The sequence below is a fragment of the Caulobacter sp. GW821-FHT11A05 genome (genome assembly GCF_058809015.1).
Genome location: NZ_JBXASF010000002.1, coordinates 24,357 through 47,913, shown reverse-complemented (window position 1 = coordinate 47,913; position 23,557 = coordinate 24,357). Strand labels below are relative to the sequence as shown.

Annotated in this window: 27 protein-coding genes; 19 read left to right on the top strand and 8 right to left on the bottom strand. The window is 67.7% G+C overall.

Annotated features, from left to right (window positions below):
• Window positions 1-32: 32 nt before the first annotated feature.
• Window positions 33-1,019: an acrylyl-CoA reductase (NADPH) gene (gene acuI, locus AC1RSK_RS03215; protein ID WP_492905478.1), complete on the bottom strand. Its 987-nt coding sequence runs from the start codon at window positions 1,017-1,019 to the stop codon at window positions 33-35.
• A 104-nt stretch (window positions 1,020-1,123) separates the two neighbouring features.
• Here acuI and AC1RSK_RS03210 point away from each other — a divergent pair, with 104 nt between their 5' ends.
• Complete coding sequence (locus AC1RSK_RS03210; RefSeq protein ID WP_492905476.1) at window positions 1,124-1,558, top strand: winged helix-turn-helix transcriptional regulator; 435 nt, start codon at window positions 1,124-1,126, stop codon at window positions 1,556-1,558.
• A gap of 129 nt (window positions 1,559-1,687) precedes the next feature.
• Window positions 1,688-2,218, top strand: coding sequence for a winged helix-turn-helix transcriptional regulator (locus AC1RSK_RS03205; protein ID WP_492905474.1), 531 nt, complete (start codon window positions 1,688-1,690; stop codon window positions 2,216-2,218).
• A gap of 6 nt (window positions 2,219-2,224) precedes the next feature.
• Here AC1RSK_RS03205 and AC1RSK_RS03200 read toward each other — a convergent pair whose 3' ends face one another.
• Window positions 2,225-2,842: a 2-hydroxychromene-2-carboxylate isomerase gene (locus tag AC1RSK_RS03200; protein ID WP_492905472.1), complete on the bottom strand. Its 618-nt coding sequence runs from the start codon at window positions 2,840-2,842 to the stop codon at window positions 2,225-2,227.
• A gap of 253 nt (window positions 2,843-3,095) precedes the next feature.
• Between AC1RSK_RS03200 and AC1RSK_RS03195 the strand changes: the two genes are divergently transcribed.
• The gene (locus AC1RSK_RS03195) at window positions 3,096-3,860 is read left to right on the top strand and encodes an SDR family NAD(P)-dependent oxidoreductase (protein WP_492905470.1); all 765 of its coding nucleotides are present in this window, start codon (window positions 3,096-3,098) and stop codon (window positions 3,858-3,860) included.
• 156 nt (window positions 3,861-4,016) lie between these two features.
• On the opposite strand, the gene AC1RSK_RS03190 is transcribed toward AC1RSK_RS03195, so the two are convergent.
• Window positions 4,017-4,787, bottom strand: coding sequence for an SDR family NAD(P)-dependent oxidoreductase (locus AC1RSK_RS03190; RefSeq protein WP_492905469.1), 771 nt, complete (start codon window positions 4,785-4,787; stop codon window positions 4,017-4,019).
• 105 nt (window positions 4,788-4,892) lie between these two features.
• Window positions 4,893-5,015 (bottom strand): hypothetical protein, encoded by a 123-nt coding sequence (locus AC1RSK_RS03185; protein ID WP_492905467.1) that lies wholly within the window; start codon window positions 5,013-5,015, stop codon window positions 4,893-4,895.
• Between the two features lie 104 nt (window positions 5,016-5,119).
• Between AC1RSK_RS03185 and AC1RSK_RS03180 the strand changes: the two genes are divergently transcribed.
• The 7 genes from AC1RSK_RS03180 to AC1RSK_RS03150 all read left to right on the top strand — a co-directional run bounded on the left by AC1RSK_RS03180 (window position 5,120) and on the right by AC1RSK_RS03150 (window position 12,101).
• Window positions 5,120-6,373, top strand: a complete 1,254-nt coding sequence (locus AC1RSK_RS03180) for a cytochrome P450 (RefSeq protein ID WP_492905465.1) — start codon at window positions 5,120-5,122, stop codon at window positions 6,371-6,373.
• A gap of 9 nt (window positions 6,374-6,382) precedes the next feature.
• The gene (locus tag AC1RSK_RS03175; RefSeq protein ID WP_492905463.1) at window positions 6,383-6,703 is read left to right on the top strand and encodes a 2Fe-2S iron-sulfur cluster-binding protein; all 321 of its coding nucleotides are present in this window, start codon (window positions 6,383-6,385) and stop codon (window positions 6,701-6,703) included.
• 173 nt (window positions 6,704-6,876) lie between these two features.
• Window positions 6,877-7,926 (top strand): AraC family transcriptional regulator, encoded by a 1,050-nt coding sequence (locus AC1RSK_RS03170; protein WP_492905461.1) that lies wholly within the window; start codon window positions 6,877-6,879, stop codon window positions 7,924-7,926.
• A gap of 86 nt (window positions 7,927-8,012) precedes the next feature.
• Window positions 8,013-8,897, top strand: coding sequence for an enoyl-CoA hydratase-related protein (locus AC1RSK_RS03165; RefSeq protein ID WP_492905459.1), 885 nt, complete (start codon window positions 8,013-8,015; stop codon window positions 8,895-8,897).
• Window positions 8,898-8,986: 89 nt separating this feature from the next.
• The gene (locus tag AC1RSK_RS03160) at window positions 8,987-10,357 is read left to right on the top strand and encodes an SCP2 sterol-binding domain-containing protein (RefSeq protein WP_492905457.1); all 1,371 of its coding nucleotides are present in this window, start codon (window positions 8,987-8,989) and stop codon (window positions 10,355-10,357) included.
• A gap of 33 nt (window positions 10,358-10,390) precedes the next feature.
• Window positions 10,391-10,885 (top strand): winged helix-turn-helix transcriptional regulator, encoded by a 495-nt coding sequence (locus AC1RSK_RS03155; protein ID WP_492905455.1) that lies wholly within the window; start codon window positions 10,391-10,393, stop codon window positions 10,883-10,885.
• A gap of 31 nt (window positions 10,886-10,916) precedes the next feature.
• A complete protein-coding gene (locus AC1RSK_RS03150; RefSeq protein ID WP_492905454.1) occupies window positions 10,917-12,101 on the top strand; it encodes a thiolase family protein in 1,185 nt (394 codons plus the stop codon).
• A 5-nt stretch (window positions 12,102-12,106) separates the two neighbouring features.
• Here the strand turns inward: AC1RSK_RS03150 and AC1RSK_RS03145 are convergent, their stop codons facing one another.
• Window positions 12,107-12,688, bottom strand: a complete 582-nt coding sequence (locus AC1RSK_RS03145) for a TetR/AcrR family transcriptional regulator (protein WP_492905452.1) — start codon at window positions 12,686-12,688, stop codon at window positions 12,107-12,109.
• 149 nt (window positions 12,689-12,837) lie between these two features.
• Here AC1RSK_RS03145 and AC1RSK_RS03140 point away from each other — a divergent pair, with 149 nt between their 5' ends.
• Entirely contained in the window at window positions 12,838-13,842 is a 1,005-nt protein-coding gene (locus tag AC1RSK_RS03140; protein WP_492905450.1) for an NADP-dependent oxidoreductase, read from the top strand.
• Window positions 13,839-14,708 (top strand): alpha/beta fold hydrolase, encoded by an 870-nt coding sequence (locus AC1RSK_RS03135; RefSeq protein WP_492905448.1) that lies wholly within the window; start codon window positions 13,839-13,841, stop codon window positions 14,706-14,708. The genes AC1RSK_RS03140 and AC1RSK_RS03135 overlap by 4 nt, the downstream gene beginning before the upstream one ends.
• Before the next feature lie 4 nt (window positions 14,709-14,712).
• Here the strand turns inward: AC1RSK_RS03135 and AC1RSK_RS03130 are convergent, their stop codons facing one another.
• Complete coding sequence (locus AC1RSK_RS03130) at window positions 14,713-15,495, bottom strand: SDR family oxidoreductase (RefSeq protein ID WP_492905447.1); 783 nt, start codon at window positions 15,493-15,495, stop codon at window positions 14,713-14,715.
• Between the two features lie 206 nt (window positions 15,496-15,701).
• On the opposite strand from AC1RSK_RS03130, the gene AC1RSK_RS03125 reads away from it, so the two are divergent.
• Window positions 15,702-16,304: a TetR/AcrR family transcriptional regulator gene (locus AC1RSK_RS03125; RefSeq protein ID WP_492905446.1), complete on the top strand. Its 603-nt coding sequence runs from the start codon at window positions 15,702-15,704 to the stop codon at window positions 16,302-16,304.
• 9 nt (window positions 16,305-16,313) lie between these two features.
• Here AC1RSK_RS03125 and AC1RSK_RS03120 read toward each other — a convergent pair whose 3' ends face one another.
• Both AC1RSK_RS03120 and AC1RSK_RS03115 read right to left on the bottom strand, forming a co-directional pair.
• A complete protein-coding gene (locus AC1RSK_RS03120) occupies window positions 16,314-16,967 on the bottom strand; it encodes a flavin reductase family protein (RefSeq protein ID WP_492906449.1) in 654 nt (217 codons plus the stop codon).
• 46 nt (window positions 16,968-17,013) lie between these two features.
• A complete protein-coding gene (locus AC1RSK_RS03115) occupies window positions 17,014-17,952 on the bottom strand; it encodes an alpha/beta fold hydrolase (protein ID WP_492905445.1) in 939 nt (312 codons plus the stop codon).
• Between the two features lie 283 nt (window positions 17,953-18,235).
• On the opposite strand from AC1RSK_RS03115, the gene AC1RSK_RS03110 reads away from it, so the two are divergent.
• The 6 genes from AC1RSK_RS03110 to AC1RSK_RS03085 all read left to right on the top strand — a co-directional run bounded on the left by AC1RSK_RS03110 (window position 18,236) and on the right by AC1RSK_RS03085 (window position 23,387).
• The gene (locus tag AC1RSK_RS03110) at window positions 18,236-19,108 is read left to right on the top strand and encodes a crotonase/enoyl-CoA hydratase family protein (protein WP_492905444.1); all 873 of its coding nucleotides are present in this window, start codon (window positions 18,236-18,238) and stop codon (window positions 19,106-19,108) included.
• 114 nt (window positions 19,109-19,222) lie between these two features.
• Window positions 19,223-19,495 carry a hypothetical protein gene (locus tag AC1RSK_RS03105; protein WP_492905443.1) on the top strand — a complete coding sequence of 91 codons (273 nt, stop codon included), beginning with the start codon at window positions 19,223-19,225 and terminating at the stop codon, window positions 19,493-19,495.
• Complete coding sequence (locus tag AC1RSK_RS03100) at window positions 19,492-20,391, top strand: fatty acid desaturase (RefSeq protein ID WP_492905442.1); 900 nt, start codon at window positions 19,492-19,494, stop codon at window positions 20,389-20,391. Before AC1RSK_RS03105 ends, AC1RSK_RS03100 begins: the two co-directional genes overlap by 4 nt.
• A gap of 135 nt (window positions 20,392-20,526) precedes the next feature.
• Window positions 20,527-20,934, top strand: a complete 408-nt coding sequence (locus AC1RSK_RS03095) for a winged helix-turn-helix transcriptional regulator (protein WP_492905441.1) — start codon at window positions 20,527-20,529, stop codon at window positions 20,932-20,934.
• 271 nt (window positions 20,935-21,205) lie between these two features.
• Entirely contained in the window at window positions 21,206-22,273 is a 1,068-nt protein-coding gene (locus tag AC1RSK_RS03090) for an alkene reductase (protein WP_492905440.1), read from the top strand.
• A gap of 91 nt (window positions 22,274-22,364) precedes the next feature.
• Entirely contained in the window at window positions 22,365-23,387 is a 1,023-nt protein-coding gene (locus AC1RSK_RS03085) for an AraC family transcriptional regulator (protein ID WP_492905438.1), read from the top strand.
• Window positions 23,388-23,557: the final 170 nt, after the last annotated feature.

The window sequence follows — 23,557 nt, the reverse complement described above, 5'->3', positions numbered from 1 at the left end:
CTCGCGACGATCGATCGCGAGGGGAGCGGGCTCTAGCGCCGGACGTCGATGACGGCCCGGCCGCGGACTTCCCCGCGCACCACGGCCTGAGCGACCTTGGGCGCTTCGGCCAGGCCGAACTCGGTGATCGTGCTCTCAAGCTTGGCGAGGTCCAGGTCGCGGGCCAGACGCGCATAGGCCTCCACCCGCACGGCATGGGGCGCGTTGACGGAGTCGATCCCGGCCAGGGTGATGTTGCGCAGGATGAACGGCAGCACCGTCGCCGGCAGGTCCATGCCCTGGGCCAGGCCACAGGCGGTGACCACGCCGCGATACCTGGTCTGGGCCAGGGCATTGGCCAGGGTGTGGCTGCCGACGGAGTCGATCACGCCGGCCCAGCGCTCGGCGCCAATGGGGCCGGCCGGCTCGGACAGGGTGGCGCGGTCGATGACCTCGGCGGCGCCCAACGCGATGAGATAGTCCTTCTCGCCCAGCCGGCCCGTCGAGGCGACCACGCGGTAGCCCAGGCGCGACAGCAGGGCGATGGCGATCGATCCCACCCCGCCGGCGGCGCCGGTGACGAGGATGTCGCCTTTGCCTGGAGTCACGCCGCCGTGCTCCAGGGCCAGGACGCTGAGCATGGCGGTGTATCCCGCCGTGCCGATGGCCATGGCGTGGCGGGTCGAGATCGCACCCGGCAGCTTGATCACCCAGTCGCCGGGGACCCGCGCCCGCTCCGCATAGCCGCCGTGGTGCGTCTGGCTGAGGCCCCAGCTGTTGACGACCACCCGGTCGCCGGCCGTGAACCGCGCATCGGACGACGACTCGACGACGCCGGCGAGATCGATACCGGGCACGAGGGGAAAGGTCTTGATGATGTTCGACCGCGCGTTCAGCGCGGCGCCGTCCTTGTAGTTCACGCTCGACCACTCGACCGCGATGGTCACATCGCCAGGATGCAGCTCCGCATCCTCCATGATCTCCACCTGGGCCACGATTGTCTCATCGATCTTGCGCGCCACCAAAGCCCTGAAGGTCATCTTGTCTTCCTCGGAAACATCTGAAGGTTCTGATTTGGCACGTGCAATCGGTCTTGCAAGACGGCACAATCATCGCCGGTACTATCAATCATGAAAGTAACGCCATGCGCCCGAAGCGACTGGATTCCCGCAGTGACTGCGCCGTGGAGACGACGCTTTCGGTCGTCGGCGGCCTGTGGAAGCCGCTGATCCTCTACCACCTGATGGGCGGCAAGAGGCGTTTCATGGAACTGAGCCGGCGGATTCCACAGGCGACGCAGCGGATGTTGACGTTGCAGCTGCGCGAGCTTGAGGCCGACGGGGTCGTCACCCGCCAGGTGTTCGCCGAGGTCCCGCCGCGGGTCGAGTACGCGCTTACCGAGTTTGGCCACACCCTTGCCCCGGTCCTGGACGCCCTGCGCGCCTGGGGCGAACGCTACCGCGTGGAACGCCAGGGCCTGCCGCCCCGCGACCCCTGTGCGAACACGCCGGTGAAGACCACAGAGCCATCCGCGGCCGATCTGGGCAGGGTCCAGGCATCCGGCCCCCTCCTCGGCTGACGTCACGGAGAAGGGCTTGTCCGCCCGGGGACGGAGTGGAAGACTGTGGATAGATTGCCAATCGGGTTCGTTTTCGGCATTCATCCGCCAATCGGCGCCCCGGCTGGCCGAATTTGAAGGAGACCTTGCGTGCAGTGGAGCGAGCTCGAGGACCAGGCCTGTTCGCTGGCCCGTACGGTGTCGGTGATCGGCGACCGATGGACGCTGCTGATCCTGCGCGACTGCTTCCTGCGGGTGCGGCGGTTCGACGATTTCCAGGAACGGCTGGGGATCGGCCGGCCGATCCTTTCGGACCGGCTGAACAAGCTGGTCGACGCCTTCGTGCTCACCAAGGTCGCCTATCAGACCAATCCGACCCGCTACGAATACCGCCTGACGCCGAAGGGCCTCGACCTCTACCCGATCATCATGTCGATCGTTCACTGGGGCGATGTCCACATGGCGGGCAAGAAGGGCCGTCCGCTGCTCCATGAGCACGTCACCTGCCATCATCAGTTCGATCCGGTGATGGTGTGCTCGGAGTGCCAGGAGGCTCTCGACCCGCGCGACGTCCGCCTGTCGGCCGGCCCCGGGGCGCGCCATCCCCAGCATCTGCCGATGGATCTCGGCCGGCCGGCGAGCGCCAAGGGCGTTCGCAAGAAGGCTGCCGCCGCGACCTGAGGCCCGTCAGGCCGGCAAGCTGGCGCTCGCCGCCATGATCTCGTCCTCGACCTCTCGCAGACGGTCCTTCCCGAAGTAGAGCTCGTCGCCGACCAGGAAGGACGGGCTGCCGAAGACCCCCTGCGCGACGGCCGCCTCCGTATTGCTCATGAGCGTCGATTTTACGGGGTCGGTCTGAGAGAGCCTGAGAATCTCGTCCTTGGGCAGGCCGGCGTCGACCAGGGATGCGGCGTAGACCTCCGGCTCGTCCATCTTGCGGCCATGCACCCACATGTCCGCGTAGATCCGCTCGACGAAGGGCTCGAACACCCCCAGCACCTGGGCGGCCGCCGCGCCGCGCATCAGATGGAGGGTGTTGATCGGAAAGTGCGGGTTGAACTGGAAATCCGCGATCTCGTGCCGCCGGACGAATCGCTGGGTTTCCAGACGGTCGTACTCCGGCTTGTTCTTGATGTGCCCGAAGGCGGTCGCCGGCGACTGATTGCCGGTGAGCTTGAATATCCCGCCGAGCAGGACCGGCTGATACAGGAACTTGACCCCGGTTCGCGCCTCGATCCGCGGGATCACCCGGTGGCACAGATAGGCGTTGGGGCTGCCGAAGTCGAAAAAGAACGTGACCTGCATCGTCGACCTTTGGTCCGGAGCGCTCGCCTACGCGAGCAAGAATGGGTATGAAATCAGCACTTATAGAAATCCCGGCGCATATCAAGCGTTGGGGACGCTCCGGCGACACCCAAGTTGAGGAGGCCCACCCCGGCTGAAAAGCTTGACGAGTTCGAAAAACGAACTCACTTAGGCGGTCTGGCCCGGCGCGTTGCCGGGGCCACGACAGAGTCCGGGTGATCGCCGCCGCCCGCCCGGCAATTAGAGGCTTCATATGTCCGACGCATCCAACGCCGCCGCGCCCCCGGCCCGCCGTAACGCCACCGCCGTCGTCGTCGGCGCCGGCGACTACATCGGCGCCGAGATCGCCAAGAAGTTCGCCGCCGAGGGCTACATCGTGTTCGCCGGCCGCCGTCAGGCCGAAAAGCTGGAGCCGCTGAAGGCCGAGATCGAGGCGGCCGGCGGGCGCGTTGTCATCAAGGGACTGGACGCCCGCGACGAGGACCAGGTGACCGCCTTCTACGAGGAGGCCGAGCGCACGGCTCCGATCGAGGTGTCGGTCTTCAATATCGGCGCGAACGTCAACTTCCCGCTCCTGGAGACGACCTCCCGGGTGTTCCGCAAAGTCTGGGAGATGGCCTGTTTCGCGGGCTTCCTGAGCGGCCGGGAGGCGGCGCGGCATATGCTGCCCCGGGGAACCGGCTCGATCTTCTTCACCGGCGCCACCGCCGGCCTGCGGGGCGGCTCCGGATACGCCGCCTTTGCCAGCGCCAAGTTCGGCCTGCGCGCCGTGGCCCAGGCCGCCGCCCGCGAGCTTGGACCGCAAGGCATCCATGTGGCCCACCTGGTCATCGATTCCGGCGTCGATACCGCCTGGGTCCGCGAACGAATCCGCGAGGCCGCCGCCAACAGCCCAGCCCCGGACCGGGTGCTCATGCGGCCCGCCGCCGTGGCGGAGGCCTACTGGGCGCTGCATCAACAGGCCAGCGACGCCTGGACCTTCGAACAGGAGATCCGCCCGGCCGGCGAGACCTGGTGACCTCCGAGCCTTCGCCGCGCTTTGGGAGGATGCGGGCCATTTTCTGCAATTGGAGCAGCCCGAGCGCGTCGCCGAAGAGGTTATCAGCGTCCTCAAGATCGGGATTTAGCAGGGCGCTCGGGATGTTGCCGGATGGCATGGCCGTCCGGCCTTTGCTCAGAGCGCCTTGCCGGCCAGGAAGCCTCCGTCGATGTTCACGATGCTGCCTGTCATGAATGCGGCGCGGTCGGAGGCGAGATAGACAATCAACTCGGCCACTTCCTCAGCCTGACCCGCACGTCCCAGGGGATGGGCGGCCGCCACCCGGGCACGCGCCTCCGGCGAGTCGGCCAGGCCCGTAAGCTCCGTCTCCACCGCCCCGGGCGCCACCGCATTGACGCGGATTCCCCGAGATCCGAGATCGAGAGCCATCATCTTGGTCAGGCCGACGACACCGTGCTTCGACGCCACATAGGCCACCCGGCCCGACATGGCGGTCAACCCGGCCACGGACGAAACATTGACGACGGAACCGCCTGCCCCCCGCTCGACCATGCGGCGGACGACGGCCTGGGACAAAAGGAATACGCCGGTCAGGTTGACGTCGATCACGCGGCGCCAGGCGCCGGCCTCCATCTCAAGGAATGACGCCCCCTCGGCGATTCCGGCATTGTTGACCAGCACGTCCAGCGGCCCAAGCAGCCGCTCGGCCTCCGCCACCGCGGCGACGACGGCGTCCTCATCGGCGACGTCCGCGATCAGGGCCTCGGCGACACCGCCGTCCTCGCGGATCTGCTGCACCGTGCGCCCCGCCAACTCGGCCCGTCGGTCCAGCACCGCCACAGACGCTCCACAGGCCGCGAAACGGCGCGCCGCGGCGGCGCCGATTCCCCGTCCGGCGCCGGTCACAAGCGCGACCTTGCCGCGCAGTCCCATGTCATCGGGCATCCGATTCAGCCTCCCTGCACTTCAGTCGTCATCCCACCAGAGGCGAACCCTACGGGCGCTTCAGATTGACCATCTGAATGATGGTCGACATTCTGATTGCGGTTGTCAAACACGCCTGTAGCCGATGGCCAGTCCGACGCTCCGGGCGTCGCCAACGCAGCGCGGCGCCTGGCGGAAGTCGCCCGAGGACATCGGCAGCTGTTTCAGGGCCTCGACCACTTGGCGCAAAATGCCAATTCGCGGGCGCACCAGGCCATGTCTCCGGGCGCCCGCGCGGCCTAACCTGCCGAATACAAGACCCGCCTTGATGCGGGCGACAGGGAGGCAAGACCATGGCCGATGGCTCAATGGCTCAATCCGCGGCAGTCCGCGCCCGATCCATCCCGCTGGATGAGATCGACGTCAGCCACCCCGACCTCTGGCACAGCGACAGCCACTGGCCCTACTTCGAGCGCCTGCGGCGCGAGGACCCGGTGCACTACTGCCGCGAGAGCCTCTACGGGCCCTACTGGTCGATCACCCGGTACAACGACATCCTGGCGGTCGACACCAATCACCAGGTGTTCTCGTCGGAAGCCGCGCTCGGCGGGATCGCCATCGTCGATCCGGCCACGCCGCTGCGCCTGCCGATGTTCATCGCCATGGACCCGCCTAAGCACGACGCCCAGCGCAAGGCGGTCAGCCCCGCCGTCTCTCCGTTCAACCTGCAACGGATGGAGCCGCTGATCCGGGAGCGCGCCGGGCGGATTCTCGACGAACTGCCGCGTGGCGAGGTTTTCGACTGGGTCGACCGGGTGTCCATCGAACTGACCATCCAGATGCTCGCCACTCTGTTCGATTTTCCCTTCGAGCAGCGCCGCAAGCTGACCTGGTGGTCCGACGTGGCCACGATGGAGCCGGGCCCCGACATGCCGATCAAGACCGATGAGGAGAAGCTCGCGGTCCTCATGGAATGCCTGGCCGCCTTCACCGAGCTGTGGAACGAGCGGGTCAACGCCCCGCCGGCCGGCGACCTGATCTCGATGCTGGCGCACAACGAGGCGACCCGGAACATGAGCCCCGAGGAGTACCTCGGAAACCTCATCCTGCTGATCGTCGGCGGCAACGACACCACCCGCAACAGCATCAGCGGTTCGCTGTACGCCCTGAACAAGAACCCCGAGCAGTACCGGAAACTGCGGGACAACCCCGCGCTCATCCCCTCGATGGTTTCCGAAGCCATCCGGTGGCAGACGCCGCTGGCCCATATGCGGCGCACGGCGCTGGAGGACATCGAGTTTCGCGGCAAGCTCATCCGAAAGGGGGACAAGGTCGTCATGTGGTACGTCTCGGGCAACCGCGACGACGAGGTGATCGACAATCCGGACGCCTTCATCGTCGATCGGGAACGACCCCGCACCCACATGTCGTTCGGCTATGGCGTCCACCGCTGCGTGGGCAACCGGCTGGCCGAACTCCAGCTCAAGATCATCTGGGAAGAAATCCTCCAGCGGTTCCCGGTGATCGAGGTGGTGGGCGAGCCTGAGCGTACGCCGGCCTCGTTCGTGAAGGGCTACCTCAGCCTTCCAGTCCGCATTCCCGCCTGAGGAGCCGACATGCCGGTCATCACCTATGTCGAACACGGCGGCGCGAGGCGGCGCGTCACCCTGCAGTCAGGCGTCAGCCTGATGCAGGGGGCGATCGCCAACAACATCCCCGGCATAGACGCCGACTGCGGCGGGGCCTGCGCCTGCGCCACCTGCCACGTCTTCGTGGACCCGGCCTGGATGGCCGGCCTGGGTGACCGCAACCCCATGGAGGAGTCCATGCTGGAGTTCGCCGAGGGCGTGCGGGAGACCTCGCGCCTGGCCTGCCAGATCCTGGTGAACGACTCCCACGACGGCCTGGTGGTTCACCTGCCCGAGGCCCAGCACTGACGTCCGGGTTCGTCGCTGAGCGAGGCGGCATGTTGCCTATGCCCATCTAATAGGTTCTATTTCGATACCCATACTGGCTTCGGCGCGGTCGCGGTCCGGCGGCGTGGGGTGGCCGAGGCCCCCCTCCGCCCGGGGCGGGGCCCACAACGGTAGAGATGCGGAGGGTCCAGCGCATGGTCGGTCACGATCCCGCCTCCGCAACAGCCGACGGCCATCAGCCGCCGACGCTGGAACAGCTGTCGATGACGCCGGGCTATTTTCGGCTGATCCTGCGGTCCTTCGGCGACACGCCGGAACGGCGGGCGGCCATTCTGGCCGGAACGGGCGTGACGGAGGAACAGCTCCGGGATTCGTCCGCCGACATCAGCCTCTTCCAGCAGGTGCGGCAGGTGGAAAACCTCGTCGACCTGGTCGGGGACGGCTGGGCCCTGCGGACGCCCGAGCTCTGGCTTCCCACGGCGCATGGCCCGCTGGGCGTTGCGGCCATGGCGGCCCCGGACCTCGATGCGATGGTGGAGATCATCGCGCGATACGGCAGGGTCCGCGCGCCCTTCCACACAGCCTCCCTGCGGCGCGGACGCCTCTGGAGCCAGGTCGACTACGAATTGACGGTGCCCATCGATGAACGCATCTGGCGTCCGATGATCGAGATATCCTTCATCGGCATCCGGGGCTCCCTCGCCGCGATGCTCGGCGCCGCGCCGCTGGAGGCCCGCTTTTCCTTCAGCTGCGCCGAACCCGCCCATGCCCCCGCCGTGCGCGCCATCCTGGGCGAGCGCGTGTCGTATGGCGCGCCGCGCAATTCGATCCGGTTTCCCTCCGCCTGGCTTGCCCTGGCCTCGCCGTTCGCCGACGCCACCCTGTACGCGGCCGCGACCGGTGAACTTCAGGCTGCGGCCCGGCGCAGCTCGGCCCCGGTCGGCCTGAGAGGGCGGGTGGAGCGCCTGTTGAACGGCCTGCCCGCCGGGCGTCTCACCTCCGAGGAGGCAGCGCGGCTGACGGGCGTATCGCGCCGGACCCTGGTCCGCCGCCTCTCGGAGGCGGGCGTTGGCTATCGGCAACTGGTCGACGCCGAATTGCGCTGCCGGGCCGAGCGGCTTCTGAGCGAGGGCCGCCTCCCCTACGCGCGGATCGCCGAACAGCTGGGCTACACGGACCCGGCCAGCTTCAGCCGCGCCTGTCGCCGATGGTTTGGGCGGCCCGCATCGACCCGAGGCCTCTGACACCCCGTTTTGCATGATGCTCAACATCCACCTTGACTGAGTTGGTTTTCAGTATTTAGGTCGGCCGACCACAGCGGGGATCGCCGATGAGCAGCCGTCGCCTGGACACCGGCACCGATGAGCTGCTCGGCGAAATCCGCCAGGGCGTCGCCATCTTCACCCTGAACCGGCCACAGGCGCGCAACGCCCTGTCCGACCACCTGACCCCGGCGCTGCGGGCCGGAATCGCGGCCTGCGACGCAGATCCGGAGGTCGGCGCCTTCCTGATCACCGGATCGGGCGCCGCCTTCTGCGCCGGGGGCGACGTGAAGGGCATGGCGACGCCGGGGGCTCGGACCAGGTCGGTCTCAGCGCGGGTGGCCGAACTGGTCGTACGCCAACGGGCGCTCACCGGCGCCCTGGTCATGAGCCGCAAGCCGAGCATCGCGGCGCTTCCCGGGCCCGCCGCCGGCGCGGGCCTGTCGCTCGCGCTGGCCTGCGATCTGCGGCTGGCGAGCCCTGGCGCCTTCATACGCACCGCCTATGTCCGCATCGGCCTGCCGGGCGACTACGGCGTCAGCTGGCTTCTCTCGCGCGCGGTCGGCCCGGCCCGCGCCCGCGAACTCATGCTGTTGTCGGAAGACATCGATGCGCGGCGCTGCGAGCAGCTGGGCCTCGTGAACCGGGTCGTGCCGGACGATCAGCTCTTCGCCGCCGCCTTCGAGCTGGCCGCGCGCCTCGCCGACGGCCCCCGTCAGGCGATCGGCCTCATCAAGGACAATCTCGACGACGCCCTGCGGCTGGGCTTCCTGGCGTCGCTCGACGCCGAGGCCCGCCGCATGGTGACGCACAGCGGTTCGGCGGAGACACGCGAGGCGATCACCGCCTTCGTTGAGCGTCGCCCCTCAGACTTCAAGGGCGTTCGCGACAAGGTGATCTTCCCTCCGGCCAGGCGATCGCTGTTCACGCTGCTGAGCGACTTCGCCGGCTGAACGGCGACGAATAACTTCCCCATTCATAGTGACAACTTCCATTTTCATAGTTATTAGAGAGGCGAAGACAGCCAGGCTGGAGGATGCCCGTGAGCCTCAGTGACCACCCCTCCATCCGGCGACTTCGCGCGGCGGGCCCGACCGCGGCCAAGCCCGCCCTTCTCGCGGACGAGGTATTGCAGTTGTGCCGCGATTGCGGGGCCGACGATGTCGCGCTGCTCTCGGTGGACGATCCCGCCATCGCACCCCAGCTGAGCGAGATCGTGCGCATCTTCCCCGAGGCGCGCACGGTGGTCAGCTTTGTCTGCCAGATGAACCGCGAGCCGGTCCGGGCGACGGTCAGGTCGATCGCCAACCAGGAATTCCACGAGACTTACGACAGCGTGAACGAGACCGCGCGAACCTTCGTGCGCGAACTGCAGGACCGCGGCCACCGGGCGGTGAACGCCGTCGCCGCCTTCCCGATGGAGCAGGAGAAGTTCCCCGGCAAGAACTGGGCGCTGTCTCACAAGCCGATCGCGGTCGCCGCCGGGCTCGGCAAGATGGGCCTGCACCGCTGCGTCATCCATCCGAAGTTCGGCAGTTTCGTCCTGCTGGGCACGATCCTGCTTGAGGACGACGTGCTCGCCGAGAAACGGGTGCTGGACTACAACCCCTGTCTGGAATGCAAGCTGTGTGTGGCCGCCTGTCCGGTCGAGGCGATCGGTCCCGACGGCAGCTTCAACATGCTGTCCTGCTACACCCACAACTACCGGGAATTCCTGGGCGGCTTCGGCGACTGGGTGGAGACCATCGCCGACTCCAAGTCCGCCGACGACTATCGCGCCCGCGTGCCGCTGAACGAGACGGCCTCGATGTGGCAGAGCCTCAGCTTCAAGCCCAGCTACAAGGCCGCCTTCTGCATCTCGGTCTGCCCGGCCGGCGAGGACGTCCTCAGCCCCTTCTTGGAAGACCGCGCCGCCTTCGTGGAGCGTTTCGTCAAGCCGCTGCAGGACAAGCAGGAAACCGTCTATGTGCTGGACGGCTCGGACGCCCAGGACCTGGTCGCCCGGAAATTCCCCAACAAGACCGTCAAGACGGTGTCCTGGATGAACGTCGAGCCGACCGGCGCCAGCCTGCTCTTTGGCATGCGGCTCAGCTTCCAGCGCCGCCGCTCCAAGGGGCTGGAGGCGCGGTTTCACATGCACTTCACCGGGGCCCGCGAGATCTCGGGCACGGTGGACGTCCGCCGCCTCGCCGTGGACCTGGATTTCGGGCTGAAGGGCGTCCCGGACGTCGTCCTGCGGGTGTCGGGCCCTGTCTGGGTCGAGCTCCTCTCGCGCAAGCTCTCCGTGCCGGACGCCATGGCGCAGGGGCGGCTGGAGGTCGAGGGCGATCCGCAACTGGTGACCCGCCTGGTGGACTGCTACCCCCGCTACGGACGCGTTCCCCAAGGCGGACCAGTCGCCGAACCGGCCTGAGGCGTCCAGGGCCGACGATGGAGGGTGGAAGACATGCGATGGGATGAGGTCTCTGACCTGCAGTGCTCGGTGGCGCGATCCCTGGCGATCCTTGGCGATCGCTGGACGATGCTGCTCCTCCGCGACATCTTTCTCGGCGTCCGCCGCTTCGACGAGCTGCAGGCCCTGAGCGGCGCGTCACCCCAGGTGGTGGCCTCACGGCTGTCGCGGCTGGTCGAGGCCGGAATCCTGCGCAAGGTCGCCTACCAGGAGCGGCCGACCCGTTACGAATACCGGCTCACCGAGATGGGCCGGGAGCTGCACCCGACGATGGTGTCGCTGATGACCTGGGGCGACAAATGGCTCGACGACGGCCAGGGCGCGCCCAACCCGCTTCGCCATACCGGATGCGGCGAGGTCACGCGCCCCAGGCTGGTCTGCGACCAGTGCGACGAGCCGGTCTCGGTGAACACCCTGGTCAGCGAGCCATCGGAACGGATGGCCCGCCAGCGCCACGCCATGCTCGCCGCCGCCGAGCCCCAGGCCTGAGCCTGGCGGTCCCCGAACAGGAAAGAGTCCCATGAGCACCCGCGATATCGTTCTGTGCCACCCGGTCCGCACCGCGATCGGCGGCTTCAACGGGGCCCTCAAGGCCGTGCCCGCCACCGAGCTTGGCGCGATCGCCGTGCGCGAGACCCTGCGCCGGGCCGGCCTGGACGCAGCCGAGATCGGCACGGTGGTGATGGGCAATGTCATTCAGGCCGGCAATCGCATGAACCCGGCCCGCCAGGCCGCCATCGGCGGGGGCTTGCCCGTGTCGGTCCCGGCCATGACCGTCAATCGCGTCTGCGGTTCCGGGGCCCAGGCCATCCTGACGGTCGCGCAGGAGATCGCCGCCGGCGATGCGCAGGCGGCCATCGCCGGCGGCATGGAGAACATGGACCGGGCGCCCTACCTGATGGACGGCGGCCGGTGGGGCTATCGGATGGGGCCGGCCCAGATCCTGGACAGCCTGTTGACCGATGGCCTCAACGACGCCTTCTCCGGTCAGCACTCCGGCTGGCACACCGAAGACCTCGTCGCCCAGATGCAGATCACCCGCGCCGAGCAGGACGCCTTCGCCGCCCGCTCCCAGCAGCGCTTCGCCGGCGCCCAGGCGGCGGACCGCTTCGCCTCGGAGATCGTCGCCGTCGAGGTGAAGGGCAAGAAGGGACCCGAGCCCTTCGCCGTCGACGAGGCGCCGCGACCGGACACCACGGTCGAAACCCTGGCCCGGCTGAAACCGGCTTTCCGCCCGGACGGCTCGATCACCGCCGGCAATGCGCCGGGGCTGAACAGCGGCGCGGCGGCCATGATCGTCGCCGACCGCGCCTGGGCCGAGGCCAAGGGGCTCCAGCCGATGGCCCGCCTGGCCGGCTACGGCGTCGCCGCCGTGGAGCCTGGCCTGTTCGGACTGGGGCCCGTCCCGGCGGTGCGCCGGGCGCTTGACCGCGCCGGCTGGACGCTCGCCGACATCGAGCGGATCGAGATCAACGAAGCCTTCGCCGCCGTGCCCATCGCCGTGGCCCGCGAGCTGCGGCTGCCCGCGGACATCGTCAACGTCGAGGGCGGGGCCGTCGCTCATGGCCATCCCATCGGGGCGACCGGCGCGATCCTGGTCACCCGGCTGCTTCACGCCATGCGGCGCGACGGGATTTCCAAGGGCATGGTCACCCTCTGCATCGGCGGCGGCCAGGGCATCGCCCTCGCGCTCGAGGCGCTTTAGCGCGGTCAGCGAGCGCCGCCGCCGATCGGGGACCGCGCCGCCCGGTCGCCGATCCAGGCCCGCGTCTCGCGCAGAATCTCCAGCGACAGCGATGGATCTTCAATCGTTCGCGACAGGACGAGCGCCCCGACCATGGAGGCCAGTGTGCCAATGGCCTGACGACGCGCCTCGGGGGTTTCCTCGCTGGAGATGGCCCCGGCGATGCGATCGATCTGCGATCTGAACCCTTCGGTCATGGCCAGGCGGGCCGCCGGCGTCTGACGACGAACATCCGCGACCAACGCGGCCGTCGGGCAGCCATCCGCGACGCCATCGCGGTGTAGGGGTGACAGATAGGCGTCGAGTTCGGCGTCCAGACCGCCCGGCCCGGGCTCCAGCGCGCCGGTGTCAAAGATGTGGGCGATGGTCTGGACGATGAGATCGTCCTTGGACTCGAAATGTCCATAGAAGCCGCCGTGGGTCAGACCCGCGACCTTCATCACCTCCGCCACGCTCACGGCGTCGAAGCCCTTCTCCCGGAAGAGGCGGCCGGCGGCCTCCAGGATTCGGCCTCGGTTGGCCTCCCTCTGCTCGCGGCTAACCTTCATCGAACAAATTCTCCGCGCGGCCCGTTGACTTCAACATGACGACCATCATATTCAATACCAATCATGATGGCTATCATGATTATGCCGCAACCTGACACCGACGCCCTCCCAGGCTTCGCGTGACGACCGTCCCTGGAGACCTGTTCCCCATGAAAGCCTTCATCCTCGATCGCTACGGGAAGAAGGGCGCGCTGCGCCTGGGCGATCGTCCCGATCCCGTCCTGCAGGACGGCGACGTGCTGATCGAAGTGCGCGCGGCCGGTCTCAACCCGATCGATGCGAAGATCCGCGACGGCGCGTTCAAGCCAGTCCTGCCCTACCGGCTGCCGCTTGTTCTGGGCCACGACGTGGCCGGAACCGTCGTTCGGGTCGGCCCCAAGGCGCGCCGCTTCAAGGTCGGCGACGAGGTCTACGCCCGGCCTCGCGACGGCCGGATCGGAACCTTCGCCGAGCTCATCGCCGTCGACGAAGCCGACATCGCGCTGAAGCCCGCCAACCTCACCATGGAGGAGGCCGCCTCCGTCCCCCTGGTGGCCCTGACCGCCTGGCAGGCCCTGGTGGAACGCGCCGGGCTCGGCAAGGGCCAGAAGGTTCTCATCCATGCCGGGTCCGGCGGCGTCGGCATCTTCGCCATCCAGCTGGCCAAGCACCTGGGCGCAACGGTGGCCACAACGGCCAGCGGCGCGAGCGCCGACCTGGTCAGGCGCCTGGGGGCCGATGTCGTGGTCGACTACCGGACCGAGGACTTCGCCAAGGTCCTGTCGGGCTATGACGTGGTGCTGAACGGCCTGGACGCCGAGACGCAGGAACGCTCGCTCGCGGTCCTCAAGCCGGGTGGCAAGCTGATCTCGATCTCCGGTCCGCCCGACCCCGCCTTCGCCAAGGCCCAGGGTCTGAACTGGGTCCTGCGCCAGCTTTTTGGGCTGCTGAGCCGCGGCATCCGGCAGAAGGCCGGGGCGCGGCGGATCGACTATTCGTTCCTGTTCATGCACCCCGATGGCGAACAGCTGGCCCGCATCGCGTCGCTGATCGAGGCCGGCGTCATCCGCCCGGTCGTGGACCGGACCTATCCGTTCTCTGAACTCAACGACGCCCTCGCCCATGTCGAAACCGGACGGGTCAAGGGCAAGGTCGTGGTCACGGTGAAGCCATGAGCACAAGCATTCCGCCCCCGTCGAACCATGGCGCCGAGACCTGGCGCGACACTCCCAACAGGTCGGTCGACGCCGCCGGGACGACCTTCGCCTATCGGCGGCTTGGGGCGGCGCAGGGCGTTCCGCTGGTGATGCTGAATCACTGGGGCGCGACGCTCGACAATTTCGACCCGCGCATCATCGATGGCCTGGCGTCTGGCCGACCCCTCATCGCCCTCAACTACCGCGGCGTCGGAGCCTCCGGCGGCGAGGCGCCGCTGACGACCGCGGAAATGGCCTCCGACGCCATCGCCGTCATCCGCGCCCTGGGGCTCCAGCAGGTCGATCTGCTGGGCTTCTCCCTTGGCGGCTTCGTCGTCCAGGATATCCTGCGCCAGGCGCCGGACCTCGCCCGCAAGGTCATCCTGACCGGCACGGGCCCGGCCGGAGGCGAGGGGATCGCGAAGGTGGGGGCGGTATCCTGGCCGCTGATCGCCAAGGGAATCCTGACCTTCAAGGACCCGAAATACTATCTGTTCTTCACCTCCAGCGCGAAGAGCCGGCGCGCGGCCGACGCCTTCCTCAAACGGCTGAAGGAGCGCGCCCGTGCCCGCGACAAGCCGATCACGACGGCGGCTTTCCGGCGTCAGCTGAAGGCCATCACGGCCTGGGGCCTGCAGGCGCCGCAGGATCTCGGCGCGATCGCGAAGCCCGTCCTGGTGGCCAACGGCGACCAGGACCTCATGGTGCCGACCCGCAATTCCATCGACATGGCGCATCGCCTGCCGAACGCCGAGCTGGTGCTTTACCCGGACGCCGGCCACGGCGGCATCTTCCAATACCACGAAGCCTTCGTCCCAAAGGCCAAGGCCTTCCTCGACGCCTGACCCCTCACCACTTCTCGACCCACGGCCGCAGCGCGATCTCAAAAGCCCAGGTCGAGCGATGCTGGCGGTGGAGGTACAGATAGGTTTCGGCGATGCGGTCCGGGTCGGCCATGTTGTCATCGACGGTCGTTCCGGCCAGCCGGTGGGCGCGACTGCCGTCCTCCTGGGTCCAGCCGATCGCCGCATCGATGGGCACATTGGCCACATGGATGCCCTGGGGCATCAGCTCGCGCGCCATGCTCTGGGCGAGGCCCGACTTGGCCTGGCAGGCCATGGCGAAGGCGCCGCTGGCCGGAAAGCCCTTGAGCGCCGCGCTGGCGTTCGTGAAGATGATCGTCCCCCTGGCCCCGTTCGCGTTGACAGGGTTGTCACGCATCAGGCTGGCGGCCTGCTGGCCGACGAGAAAGGCGCTGAAGGCCGAGTTGCGAAGGGTCTCCAGCACCATGTCCGGATCCGCTTCGGTGATGCCTTTGCGGAAGATGCCAGCGACGCGGCCATCGATGTTGTGCACGACAAGGGTCGGCGTTCCGAGGTCCTGGGCGACGGCCTGGAACAGCCCGGCCACGCCGGCGGGGTCGGTGGCGTCACAGCCATATCGACGCACGCCGTGCGAGGCCTCCAGGGCCCCCAGCACCGGCTTGTCCGGATCCCTGGCGGCGACGGCGACGCGCATGTTGTTCTGGGCGAACAGCCTGGCGCAGCTTGCGCTGATGCCGGGCCCGCCGCCCACGATGAGGGCGACGTCCTGCCCGGAAGGCCGGGCTTCGCGGGAATCGGCTTCAGGCATGTCGGGGGGCTCCATCGGCGGGACAGGTCGGACGCTTCAATCGGGGCGGCGGTCTCGCCGATGCTGTGAAATCGCGCACATCCCGGCTTCTGGAGCGGGCAACCAACGGTCGTGGGCTGTCCTCAGGCTAATCTGCATGTTATGCCTCATGCATATGATTGAACATGATAACCGTCATTCAGGTTGTCAAGCAGGTGTTGGAGCCGATGGGACATTCACGGGCGGAAAAGGCGGAGAGCCGCGAGCGCATCCTCGACGTCACGGCGCGGCAGATTCGCCAGGGCGGGCTCGACAGCGTCAGCATCGCCGAGATCATGAAGGCGGCGAACCTGACGCACGGCGGCTTCTATGGTCATTTCCCCTCGCGCGCGGGTCTCATATCGGCGGCGCTCGAGCGGGCGCTGGACCTGGGCGATGCGGCCTTCTTCGCCAACCGAAGCGCCAACGAAAACGCCACCGTCAAATCGATCGTCAACAGCTACCTGAGCCCGGCGCACCGCGACAACACCCAGGAGGGATGCGCCATCGCCGCCCTGTCGGGCGACGTCGGCCGGGCCGAGGACGATGAGGTCCGCACCCAGATGTCGCGCCGCCTCGAGCCCAGCTTCGAGGACATGGCCAGGGCGATGGGCGGCGGTCCGAAGGCGGAGGCCGCGGCGATGACCGCCTGGTGCGCCATGGTCGGCGCCATCAACCTGTCGCGCGTCTTCCGCGGGACGCCCCGCGCCGACGAGATCCTCCGCGCCGCGCGGCAATCCATCCTGGACCTGGAAGCGGCGGTGCGGGACGAAGAGGCTCTGCCCTCGTAGCTCCGCCGCCTAGGCCCCGTGGTGTTCCTTGCTGCCCGCGCCGGCCAGTCGCATGATCTGGAACAGGCTCTCAGGCGTGACCTGCACGTAGTCGTTCAGCCCCCCGGCGCGCATGATCGGCAGCGCCTGTGCGGTCTGGTAGACGCCATCCTCGATCAGCAGCTTGTCGATGTAGACCGCCACCACCTCGCCCAGCACCAGCCAGCCGTTGACCTTGTCGCCGTCGGCGTTGCGGAACTGCACGATGTCGATGACCTTGCATTCCATCGCCGCGCGGCTTTCCCCCACCCGCGGGACGTTGACCACCCGTCCTGGAACCGCCGTCAGTCCGGCGATCGAAAACTCATCCACCCCGTGAGGCAGCGGCGCCGACGTCGCATTCATCCGGTCGCCGAGCTCCCGCGTCACCAGGTTCCAGACAAACGCTCCCGTTTCGGACGCATTGCGGACGCTGTCCTTCCAGGCGATGCTCGAGAACCCGATGATCGGCGGGTCGTAGTTGAAGGCGTTGAAGAAGCTGTAGGGGGCGAGGTTGACGCGGCCCTCCGCGTCCCGCGAGGAGATCCAGCCGATCGGACGTGGGGCGATCAGCGCGTTCAGGGGATTGTGCTTTAGCCCATGGCCCTGGGACGGCTCGTAGTAGTGAAAATCAACGCCCGACATCAGGTGCAACCTCGGCTCTGGTGGACGACGCGGGGGGCGGAAGCCCTCACGGACGCTGCAGCCAGTCGATCACGCGGCGGGTCACCTCGGCCGGCCGCTCGCGGTGGAGGAAATGCCCGCAGCCTTCCAGGATGGCCCATTCATAGGGGCCCACGAAGAATTCCTTCTGCGGCTCCAGCATCTCGCTGCGCAGGTCGTTCGCGCCGCACAGCGCCAGGGTCGGCACCCCGATCGGCCGGTCGCACGCCGCGTTGATGTCCCGCAGCGCCGGATCGCTCTTGGCCGGATCGATCATCGCCCGGTAGTAGCCGAGCGTCGCCGCCAGGGCGCCGGGCCGCGCCAGCATCCGCTTGATCTCGGCGATGTGCGCCACATCCTCATGCCCAGGCGACCAGTCGGCCCAGAGGTAGTCGATGAAGGCCATGTCATTGGCCAGGATCGCCGCTTCCGGCAGGCCGGCGAGCTGGAAAAACCACCAATGGAACGACTCATGGACGTGCTTTGGCGAGTCCAGCAGCGTGCGCCGGATCTGCGCCGAATGGGGGATGGCCATCGCCACGGCGCGCCGGACCAGCTCGGGGAAGGCGGCGATCACGTTGTAGGTGATCCCGGCCCCCCAGTCCTGGCCCACGAGGAACACCGGCTCGCCGCCGCCGAGCGCCAGGATCAGCGCCTTGACGTCGAGCGCCAGGGTCGAGCGGCCATAGTAGCCGCCCTCCGGGATCTGGGTGGGCGGGTAGCCGCGCAGGAACGGCGCGACGACCCGATAGCCGGCCGCCGAAAGGGCGGGAATCTGGTGGCTCCAGGTATGGGCATTGTCGGGAAAACCGTGCAGCAGGAACACGGTCGGTCCGCTTCCCTCCTCCAGGTAGGCATAGTCGATCCCGTTGGCCTTGACGCGTCGCTCTTCCATCAAATCCCCCTGGATGCCGCTCTGGATGACCGGCGGATCGATGCCGGACACCCCTGCGAATTTCGTTTTCATGTCAGCGCCTGCAAGCCGATGGATTCCAAGCTCTGCGCCGTTAAGTTCTGTTATAGCACTCACGGGCGCGTCGCAAGGCGGCCGCCGCGCGTCCCGGGCTCGCCCAAGCAGTGTAAATGGCGCTCGACATCCTGATTTCGAATACGCTATGCCGCGCGGCGGAATTCGAACGACTGTTTAAACCCACTGCCCCGCGTTAATGACGGTGACTGACCCGTGCGCCCGTTCTTCGTGCGACGGACCACCGAAACAGGGCGGTTCATGCCCGCCACCCGAGGACCCCATGGCCTACAACACCCTGTCCTACGAGGTCGCCGACCGGATCCTGACGCTGACCCTCAATCGGCCCGACCAGCTCAACGCCTTCACCGTCGAGATGGCGCACGAGCTGATCGACGCGTTCGAGAGGGCGAGCGAGGACGACGAGGTGGGAGCGGTGATCGTGACCGGCGCCGGGCGCGCGTTCTGCGCCGGCATGGACCTCTCGCCCGACGGCAATGTCTTTGGCCTGGACGAGAGCCTGACGCCCACTCTGGCCGACATGCGCGATCGCCTGGACGACCCGACGATCCGCGACGGGGTTCGCGATACAGGTGGGCGCGTCACCCTGGCGATCTACAACTGCAAGAAGCCGGTGATCGCCGCGATCAATGGCGCGGCCGTCGGCATCGGGGCGACTATGACGCTCGCCATGGACATGCGCCTGGTCTCCGAAAAGGCCCGGATGGGGTTCGTGTTCGGCCGGCTGGGGATCGTGCCGGAAGCCTGTTCGAGCTGGTTCCTGCCGCGACTGGTTGGGCCGCAGCAGGCGTTGGAATGGGTGCTCTCGGCCGAGATCTTCGACGCCGCCGAGGGCCTGCGCGGCGGCCTGTTCCGCTCCATCCACGCCCCCGAAGCGCTGCTCGACGCGGCGCGCGCGCTGGCCCGCAAGTTCATCGACGGCCGCTCGCCGGTCGCCGTCGCCCTGGCAAGGCAGATGATGCTGCGCAACGCCGCCCAGCCGCACCCCATCGAAGCGCACCGCATCGACTCGCTGGCGATGTTCTACACGAGCCTCGGCGATGGAAAGGAGGGCGTCGCCGCCTTCCTGGACAAGCGCGAGCCGGACTTCTCGGGCCGGGCTTCTCAGATGCCGCCCTTCTACCCCTGGTCCTGAGGCCTGGCGCAAACTGTCAGAAAAATGGCGCAGCGCGTTATCCGGGTCAGCCCGCGCGCGGCGTACCCTCACGCCACCAGACCTGCTTGAATCAGGCGACAGGGAGTGACGACCATGCCCCGCGACAGCGTAGCGCCGCCGGCAGATGGCGGTGTCGGATCAGATCCGCCGCCCCCCGCCAGCGCCAGCCTCATCGGCCGCCTGCTGGGGTTTCTGCTTCAAGGCATGCCGTTCATTTTCGGAATCGGCTTCATCGCGCCCCTGATTGCGCAACTCCTTGAGCGCACGATTCCGGCCGCGGCGCAGGCCCAGTGGCCCCTGTTTGTCGGCCTCGCGATCGGCGGGACCTGGGGGGCCGTGGCGACGGTGACGGGGCGGTGGCTATGAGCGTTTCCGCAACCGTGCTGGAGCGCGATCTCAGCGCGCTGTCGACCCAGGAGCTGATGCGCCTGGAGCGTTCGATCGCCGAGCAGTTCATGGGCGGCCTTCCGTGGGGCTCCATCGCCTGGGCGTTCACCAACCTGGCTGTCTGGCTGTCCCTCTGGCCCCTGACCCTGTCGGGCATGCTGCCCCTCTGGGCGGCGGCGCCCATCGCGACGCTGAACGTGATCCTCGCCTACCTGCCCTCGCACGAGGCCCAGCACCGGATCATCGCGCGGGAAGGCGAGCCGCTCTTCTGGCTGAACGAGCTGGTCGGCCATCTCTCGCCGTTCCCCATGGGGCTGTCCTACGAAGCCGCCCGCCTCACCCACTATGAGCACCACAAGCACGCCAACGACCTGGAGCTCGACCCGGACATCAACACCAGGTCCGACAGCGGCTGGCATATGATCGTCAAGGACATCCGCAGCCAGCTGCAGACGGTCCCGAACATGAACACCTCCTATGCCAAGGCCCTCGAGCGGCTTGGGACCGAGGAGGCCCGGCGCGCGGGCGCGGTGGCCCTGATCTACGCCCTCGCCACCAACGCCGTGCTCTTCGGGTTCGCCTGGGCCGGCTACGCGCTGGAGGCGGCGGCGCTCGTGTGGTTGCCCCGCATCATCGGCGGGGTCTACATCCGGTTCTTCCTCAGCTGGGCGCCGCACCATCCGGCCGCGGACCTGGGCCGCTACCGCGACACCCGCGGCTTCCGAAGCCGGCTTGGCAATATCCTGACGATGGGGATGCAGTACCACGTCATCCACCACCTCTATCCGCGCATGCCCCTGTTCCGGCATCCGGCGGCGTTCCGCGCGTTGCGGCCCATTCTCGTGGCGCGCGGCTGTCGGCTGGACGGGATCTAGCGGCCGCTCATCACGGCTGTAAGGCGGCCGCCGCAGGAGCGGAGAAGGCGGCTAGCGTGACAGATCTGGCCAAGCGGCGAGGTATACAAACGATACCAACAGGCCTAATGGGACTGCGCTAGGACAGCTTTTGGAATGGCCACCATGATGGATCTGGATCCGATCTGCTTCTCGTCGGACTGCCCCAGTCGGACGCTCTTCGACCAGATTGCCGACAAATGGTCCATGATGGTTCTGGCCGTTCTGGGAGACGGCCCTCACCGGTTCAACGCCATCCGCAGGCGCCTGGAGGGCGTCAGCCAGAAGGCGCTGACGCAATGCCTGCGAAGACTCGAGCGAAACGGCCTCATCACGCGACGCATCGTTTCGCTGTCGCCGGTCGCCGTGGAGTACGAGATCACCGCCCTCGGTCACACGCTGCAGAAGCCGTTCGCCGAGCTCCACCGCTGGACGCTCGACAAACTGCCGGACGTCGATGCGGCGCGTGAGGCCTTCGACGCCCGCAAACTCAATGACGGATTCCTCCCGGCGGAAACCCGCTGATGCCGCGGTAGCGACACCGCAACCAGGTATCCGCAAGCCTACCTAGGCGACTTCAGGTGCCTGATTGACGCCAGGTCTACTCGGTATACCTAGATGTCCAGGCTTTCTGGAGCATCGAATGATCCCGCCCGATCGGTAGCAACGGCGACCCATACCCACGCCCTGTCCGGCAGTTGAACTGCGGACACCGGGCCTCCTCCCACAATCAAATGACCCATGTCCACCGGCGCCCACGGCGCCGGTCGAGACCGTGCACAAAGGCAACGCGACCATGACTGATCTCAAACTCCTGACCCCGCTGACAACCGACGCCTTCGACTTCAAGAACCGCGTCTTCATGGCCCCGATGACCCGGGCCAGGTCGCCTGACCGCGTGGCAAATGAGCGGACCGCCCTCTACTACGCTCAGCGCGCCACCGCCGGACTGATCATCTCCGAAGGCACGCAGATCAGCGCCCAGGCGATCGGCTGGACGAATACGCCGGGAATCCACACCGCCGAGCAGATCGAGGGATGGCGAAAGGTCACGCGGGCCGTGCACGACGCCGGCGGCCTCATCTTCGCTCAGCTCTGGCATACGGGCCGGGCCTCGCATCCAGATTTTCATGACGGCGCGCTACCCGTTGCTCCGTCGGCGGTTCCCTTCAACAGCCAGGCCTTTACGTCGCAAGGCCCAAAACCAACCGTCACCCCCCGGGCTCTGACCCTCGATGAGATCGACCAGACGATCCGGGACTACGAGGCGGCCGCCCGCGCGGCGAAGGCGGCTGGTTTCGACGGCGTCGAGGTGCACGGCGCCAATGGCTATCTGCCCGCTCAGTTCCTTGAGGACGGCTCCAACAGGAGAACGGACGCCTACGGCGGCCCCGTCGAAAACCGCGCCCGCTTCCTCCTCGAGGCGACCGACGCCGCCATCAGCGTCTTTGGGCCCTCCCGCGTTTCAGTCCGCCTCTCCCCGCGGGTGCCCTACAACGACATGGGCGACAGCGACCTGGAGGGGACTTACATGTTTGCCGTCGAGGCTCTGGAACGCAGGAAAATCGGCATTCTTCACTTCATGGAGCCGGCGCAGCTTCCCGAGGGCCTCAAGCCGTTCGCGCCCGAGGCAAGAAAGCGCTTTTCGGGTCTGTTTGTGGTCAACGTCGGATACGACCGTGAAAGCGGTGAGCGGGCGATAGCGAGCAATCTGGCCGACGCGGTTACGTTCGGAACGCTCTTCATCAGCAACCCCGATCTGCCGGATCGCTTCCGCCGGGATGCAGCCTTGGCTCCGTCCGACCCATCCAGCTACTACGTGGGCGACGAGCGCGGCTACACCGACTACCCGCCGCTCGGCTAGCCGGAACGCCCGCGTCGCATCGGAGGGCCCGCAGCCTGTCTTTGGCGACTTCTGCATGTTATGCATCATGCATCGAGGTCACATAGTCATCATGCAGATCCTTCGGTGCGAGAGCGAGACCCTGGCGCATCTGCCGATGCCCCTGAGCTACTTCCGGCTCATTCTGCGCTGCTTCGGCGACACGCCGGAGCGTCGGGCCGCGATCCTGGCCGGCACGGGTGTCACCGATGAGATGCTGCGGGGCCCTTCAGCCGACATCAGCCTGCTCCAGCAGGTCCGGCAGATCGAGAATGTGGCCGCGCTGTTCGGCGAGGGGTGGCCATTGCGCGCGCCGGCGCTATGGAGCCCCGCGTCACACGGGCCGCTGGACGTCGCGGGCGTCACGGCGCCCGACGTCGCCACGATGATCGAGGTGATCGTCCGCTATGGCCTCGTCCGGGCGCCCTTCTACAGCACATCGCTGCAGCGCGGACCGCGCTGGACCCAGCTTGATTTCGAGCTGACGGCTGGTCTCGATGAACGTCATTGGCGTCCGATGATGGAGGTCTCCTTCATCGGGATCAGGGCGGGGATCGCCGCAATCCTGGCCGCCCCGCCCGTGGACGCCCGGTTCTTCTTCGCCTGCCCCGAACCCGACCATGCGCCTCAGGTCCGGGCCATACTGGGGGAGGGTGTCGTCTACGGCGCCGCCCGCAACGCGATCCGCCTGCCCACCGCATGGCTCGCCGTGCAATCCCCCTTCGCCGACGCCAGGCTCCACGAGGTGGCGCTCAGCGAGCTGCAGGATGCCCGGGCGCGTCTCGCCGGGTCCGTCGGTCTGCAGAGCCGGGTCGAGCGACTGCTCAGATCCCTGCCCGCCGGTCGCCTGACCGCCGATGAGGTTGCGCGCCTCACCGGCGTGTCGCGACGGACCCTGGTCCGCCGGCTGTCGGAGGCCGGCGTCGGCTATCGCGAACTCATGGACGCCGAGCTACGGAACCGCGCCGAGCGGCTCATGCGAGAGGGTGACCTGTCCCACGGCCAGATCGCCGAACGACTGGGCTACACGGATTCCTCGAGTTTCAGCCGCGCCTGCCGTCGATGGTTCGGACGCGGGTCGCCCACTGCGAACTGAACCACCGCGTCCCGGAGCCGGCGCGAGGAGGGCACGCGGAGTTTTGCCGTCGATGTAGTCGGCCACCCGGGCGCGGAAGGCTCCCATGTCGAAGCTGGGATCGGCCTTCCGGTGGACCGGCAAGGCGTACTCCTTGTGCCCGCAGTGATGGCAGATCACGCCTTGCACCT

Coding starts and splice junctions, on each gene's coding strand:
- AC1RSK_RS03145 (WP_492905452.1), bottom strand. CDS start 12,688: ATGAAGGTTAGCCGCGAGCAGAGGGAGGCCAACCGAGGCCGAATCCTG.
- AC1RSK_RS03155 (WP_492905455.1), top strand. CDS start 10,391: ATGCGATGGGATGAGGTCTCTGACCTGCAGTGCTCGGTGGCGCGATCC.
- AC1RSK_RS03125 (WP_492905446.1), top strand. CDS start 15,702: ATGGGACATTCACGGGCGGAAAAGGCGGAGAGCCGCGAGCGCATCCTC.
- AC1RSK_RS03090 (WP_492905440.1), top strand. CDS start 21,206: ATGACTGATCTCAAACTCCTGACCCCGCTGACAACCGACGCCTTCGAC.
- AC1RSK_RS03100 (WP_492905442.1), top strand. CDS start 19,492: ATGAGCGTTTCCGCAACCGTGCTGGAGCGCGATCTCAGCGCGCTGTCG.
- AC1RSK_RS03200 (WP_492905472.1), bottom strand. CDS start 2,842: ATGCAGGTCACGTTCTTTTTCGACTTCGGCAGCCCCAACGCCTATCTG.
- AC1RSK_RS03120 (WP_492906449.1), bottom strand. CDS start 16,967: ATGTCGGGCGTTGATTTTCACTACTACGAGCCGTCCCAGGGCCATGGG.
- AC1RSK_RS03105 (WP_492905443.1), top strand. CDS start 19,223: ATGCCCCGCGACAGCGTAGCGCCGCCGGCAGATGGCGGTGTCGGATCA.
- AC1RSK_RS03195 (WP_492905470.1), top strand. CDS start 3,096: ATGTCCGACGCATCCAACGCCGCCGCGCCCCCGGCCCGCCGTAACGCC.
- AC1RSK_RS03085 (WP_492905438.1), top strand. CDS start 22,365: ATGCAGATCCTTCGGTGCGAGAGCGAGACCCTGGCGCATCTGCCGATG.
- AC1RSK_RS03190 (WP_492905469.1), bottom strand. CDS start 4,787: ATGCCCGATGACATGGGACTGCGCGGCAAGGTCGCGCTTGTGACCGGC.
- AC1RSK_RS03110 (WP_492905444.1), top strand. CDS start 18,236: ATGGCCTACAACACCCTGTCCTACGAGGTCGCCGACCGGATCCTGACG.
- AC1RSK_RS03165 (WP_492905459.1), top strand. CDS start 8,013: ATGAGCAGCCGTCGCCTGGACACCGGCACCGATGAGCTGCTCGGCGAA.
- AC1RSK_RS03175 (WP_492905463.1), top strand. CDS start 6,383: ATGCCGGTCATCACCTATGTCGAACACGGCGGCGCGAGGCGGCGCGTC.
- AC1RSK_RS03115 (WP_492905445.1), bottom strand. CDS start 17,952: ATGAAAACGAAATTCGCAGGGGTGTCCGGCATCGATCCGCCGGTCATC.
- AC1RSK_RS03150 (WP_492905454.1), top strand. CDS start 10,917: ATGAGCACCCGCGATATCGTTCTGTGCCACCCGGTCCGCACCGCGATC.
- AC1RSK_RS03140 (WP_492905450.1), top strand. CDS start 12,838: ATGAAAGCCTTCATCCTCGATCGCTACGGGAAGAAGGGCGCGCTGCGC.
- AC1RSK_RS03135 (WP_492905448.1), top strand. CDS start 13,839: ATGAGCACAAGCATTCCGCCCCCGTCGAACCATGGCGCCGAGACCTGG.
- AC1RSK_RS03210 (WP_492905476.1), top strand. CDS start 1,124: ATGCGCCCGAAGCGACTGGATTCCCGCAGTGACTGCGCCGTGGAGACG.
- AC1RSK_RS03095 (WP_492905441.1), top strand. CDS start 20,527: ATGGCCACCATGATGGATCTGGATCCGATCTGCTTCTCGTCGGACTGC.
- AC1RSK_RS03170 (WP_492905461.1), top strand. CDS start 6,877: ATGGTCGGTCACGATCCCGCCTCCGCAACAGCCGACGGCCATCAGCCG.
- acuI (WP_492905478.1), bottom strand. CDS start 1,019: ATGACCTTCAGGGCTTTGGTGGCGCGCAAGATCGATGAGACAATCGTG.
- AC1RSK_RS03180 (WP_492905465.1), top strand. CDS start 5,120: ATGGCCGATGGCTCAATGGCTCAATCCGCGGCAGTCCGCGCCCGATCC.
- AC1RSK_RS03130 (WP_492905447.1), bottom strand. CDS start 15,495: ATGCCTGAAGCCGATTCCCGCGAAGCCCGGCCTTCCGGGCAGGACGTC.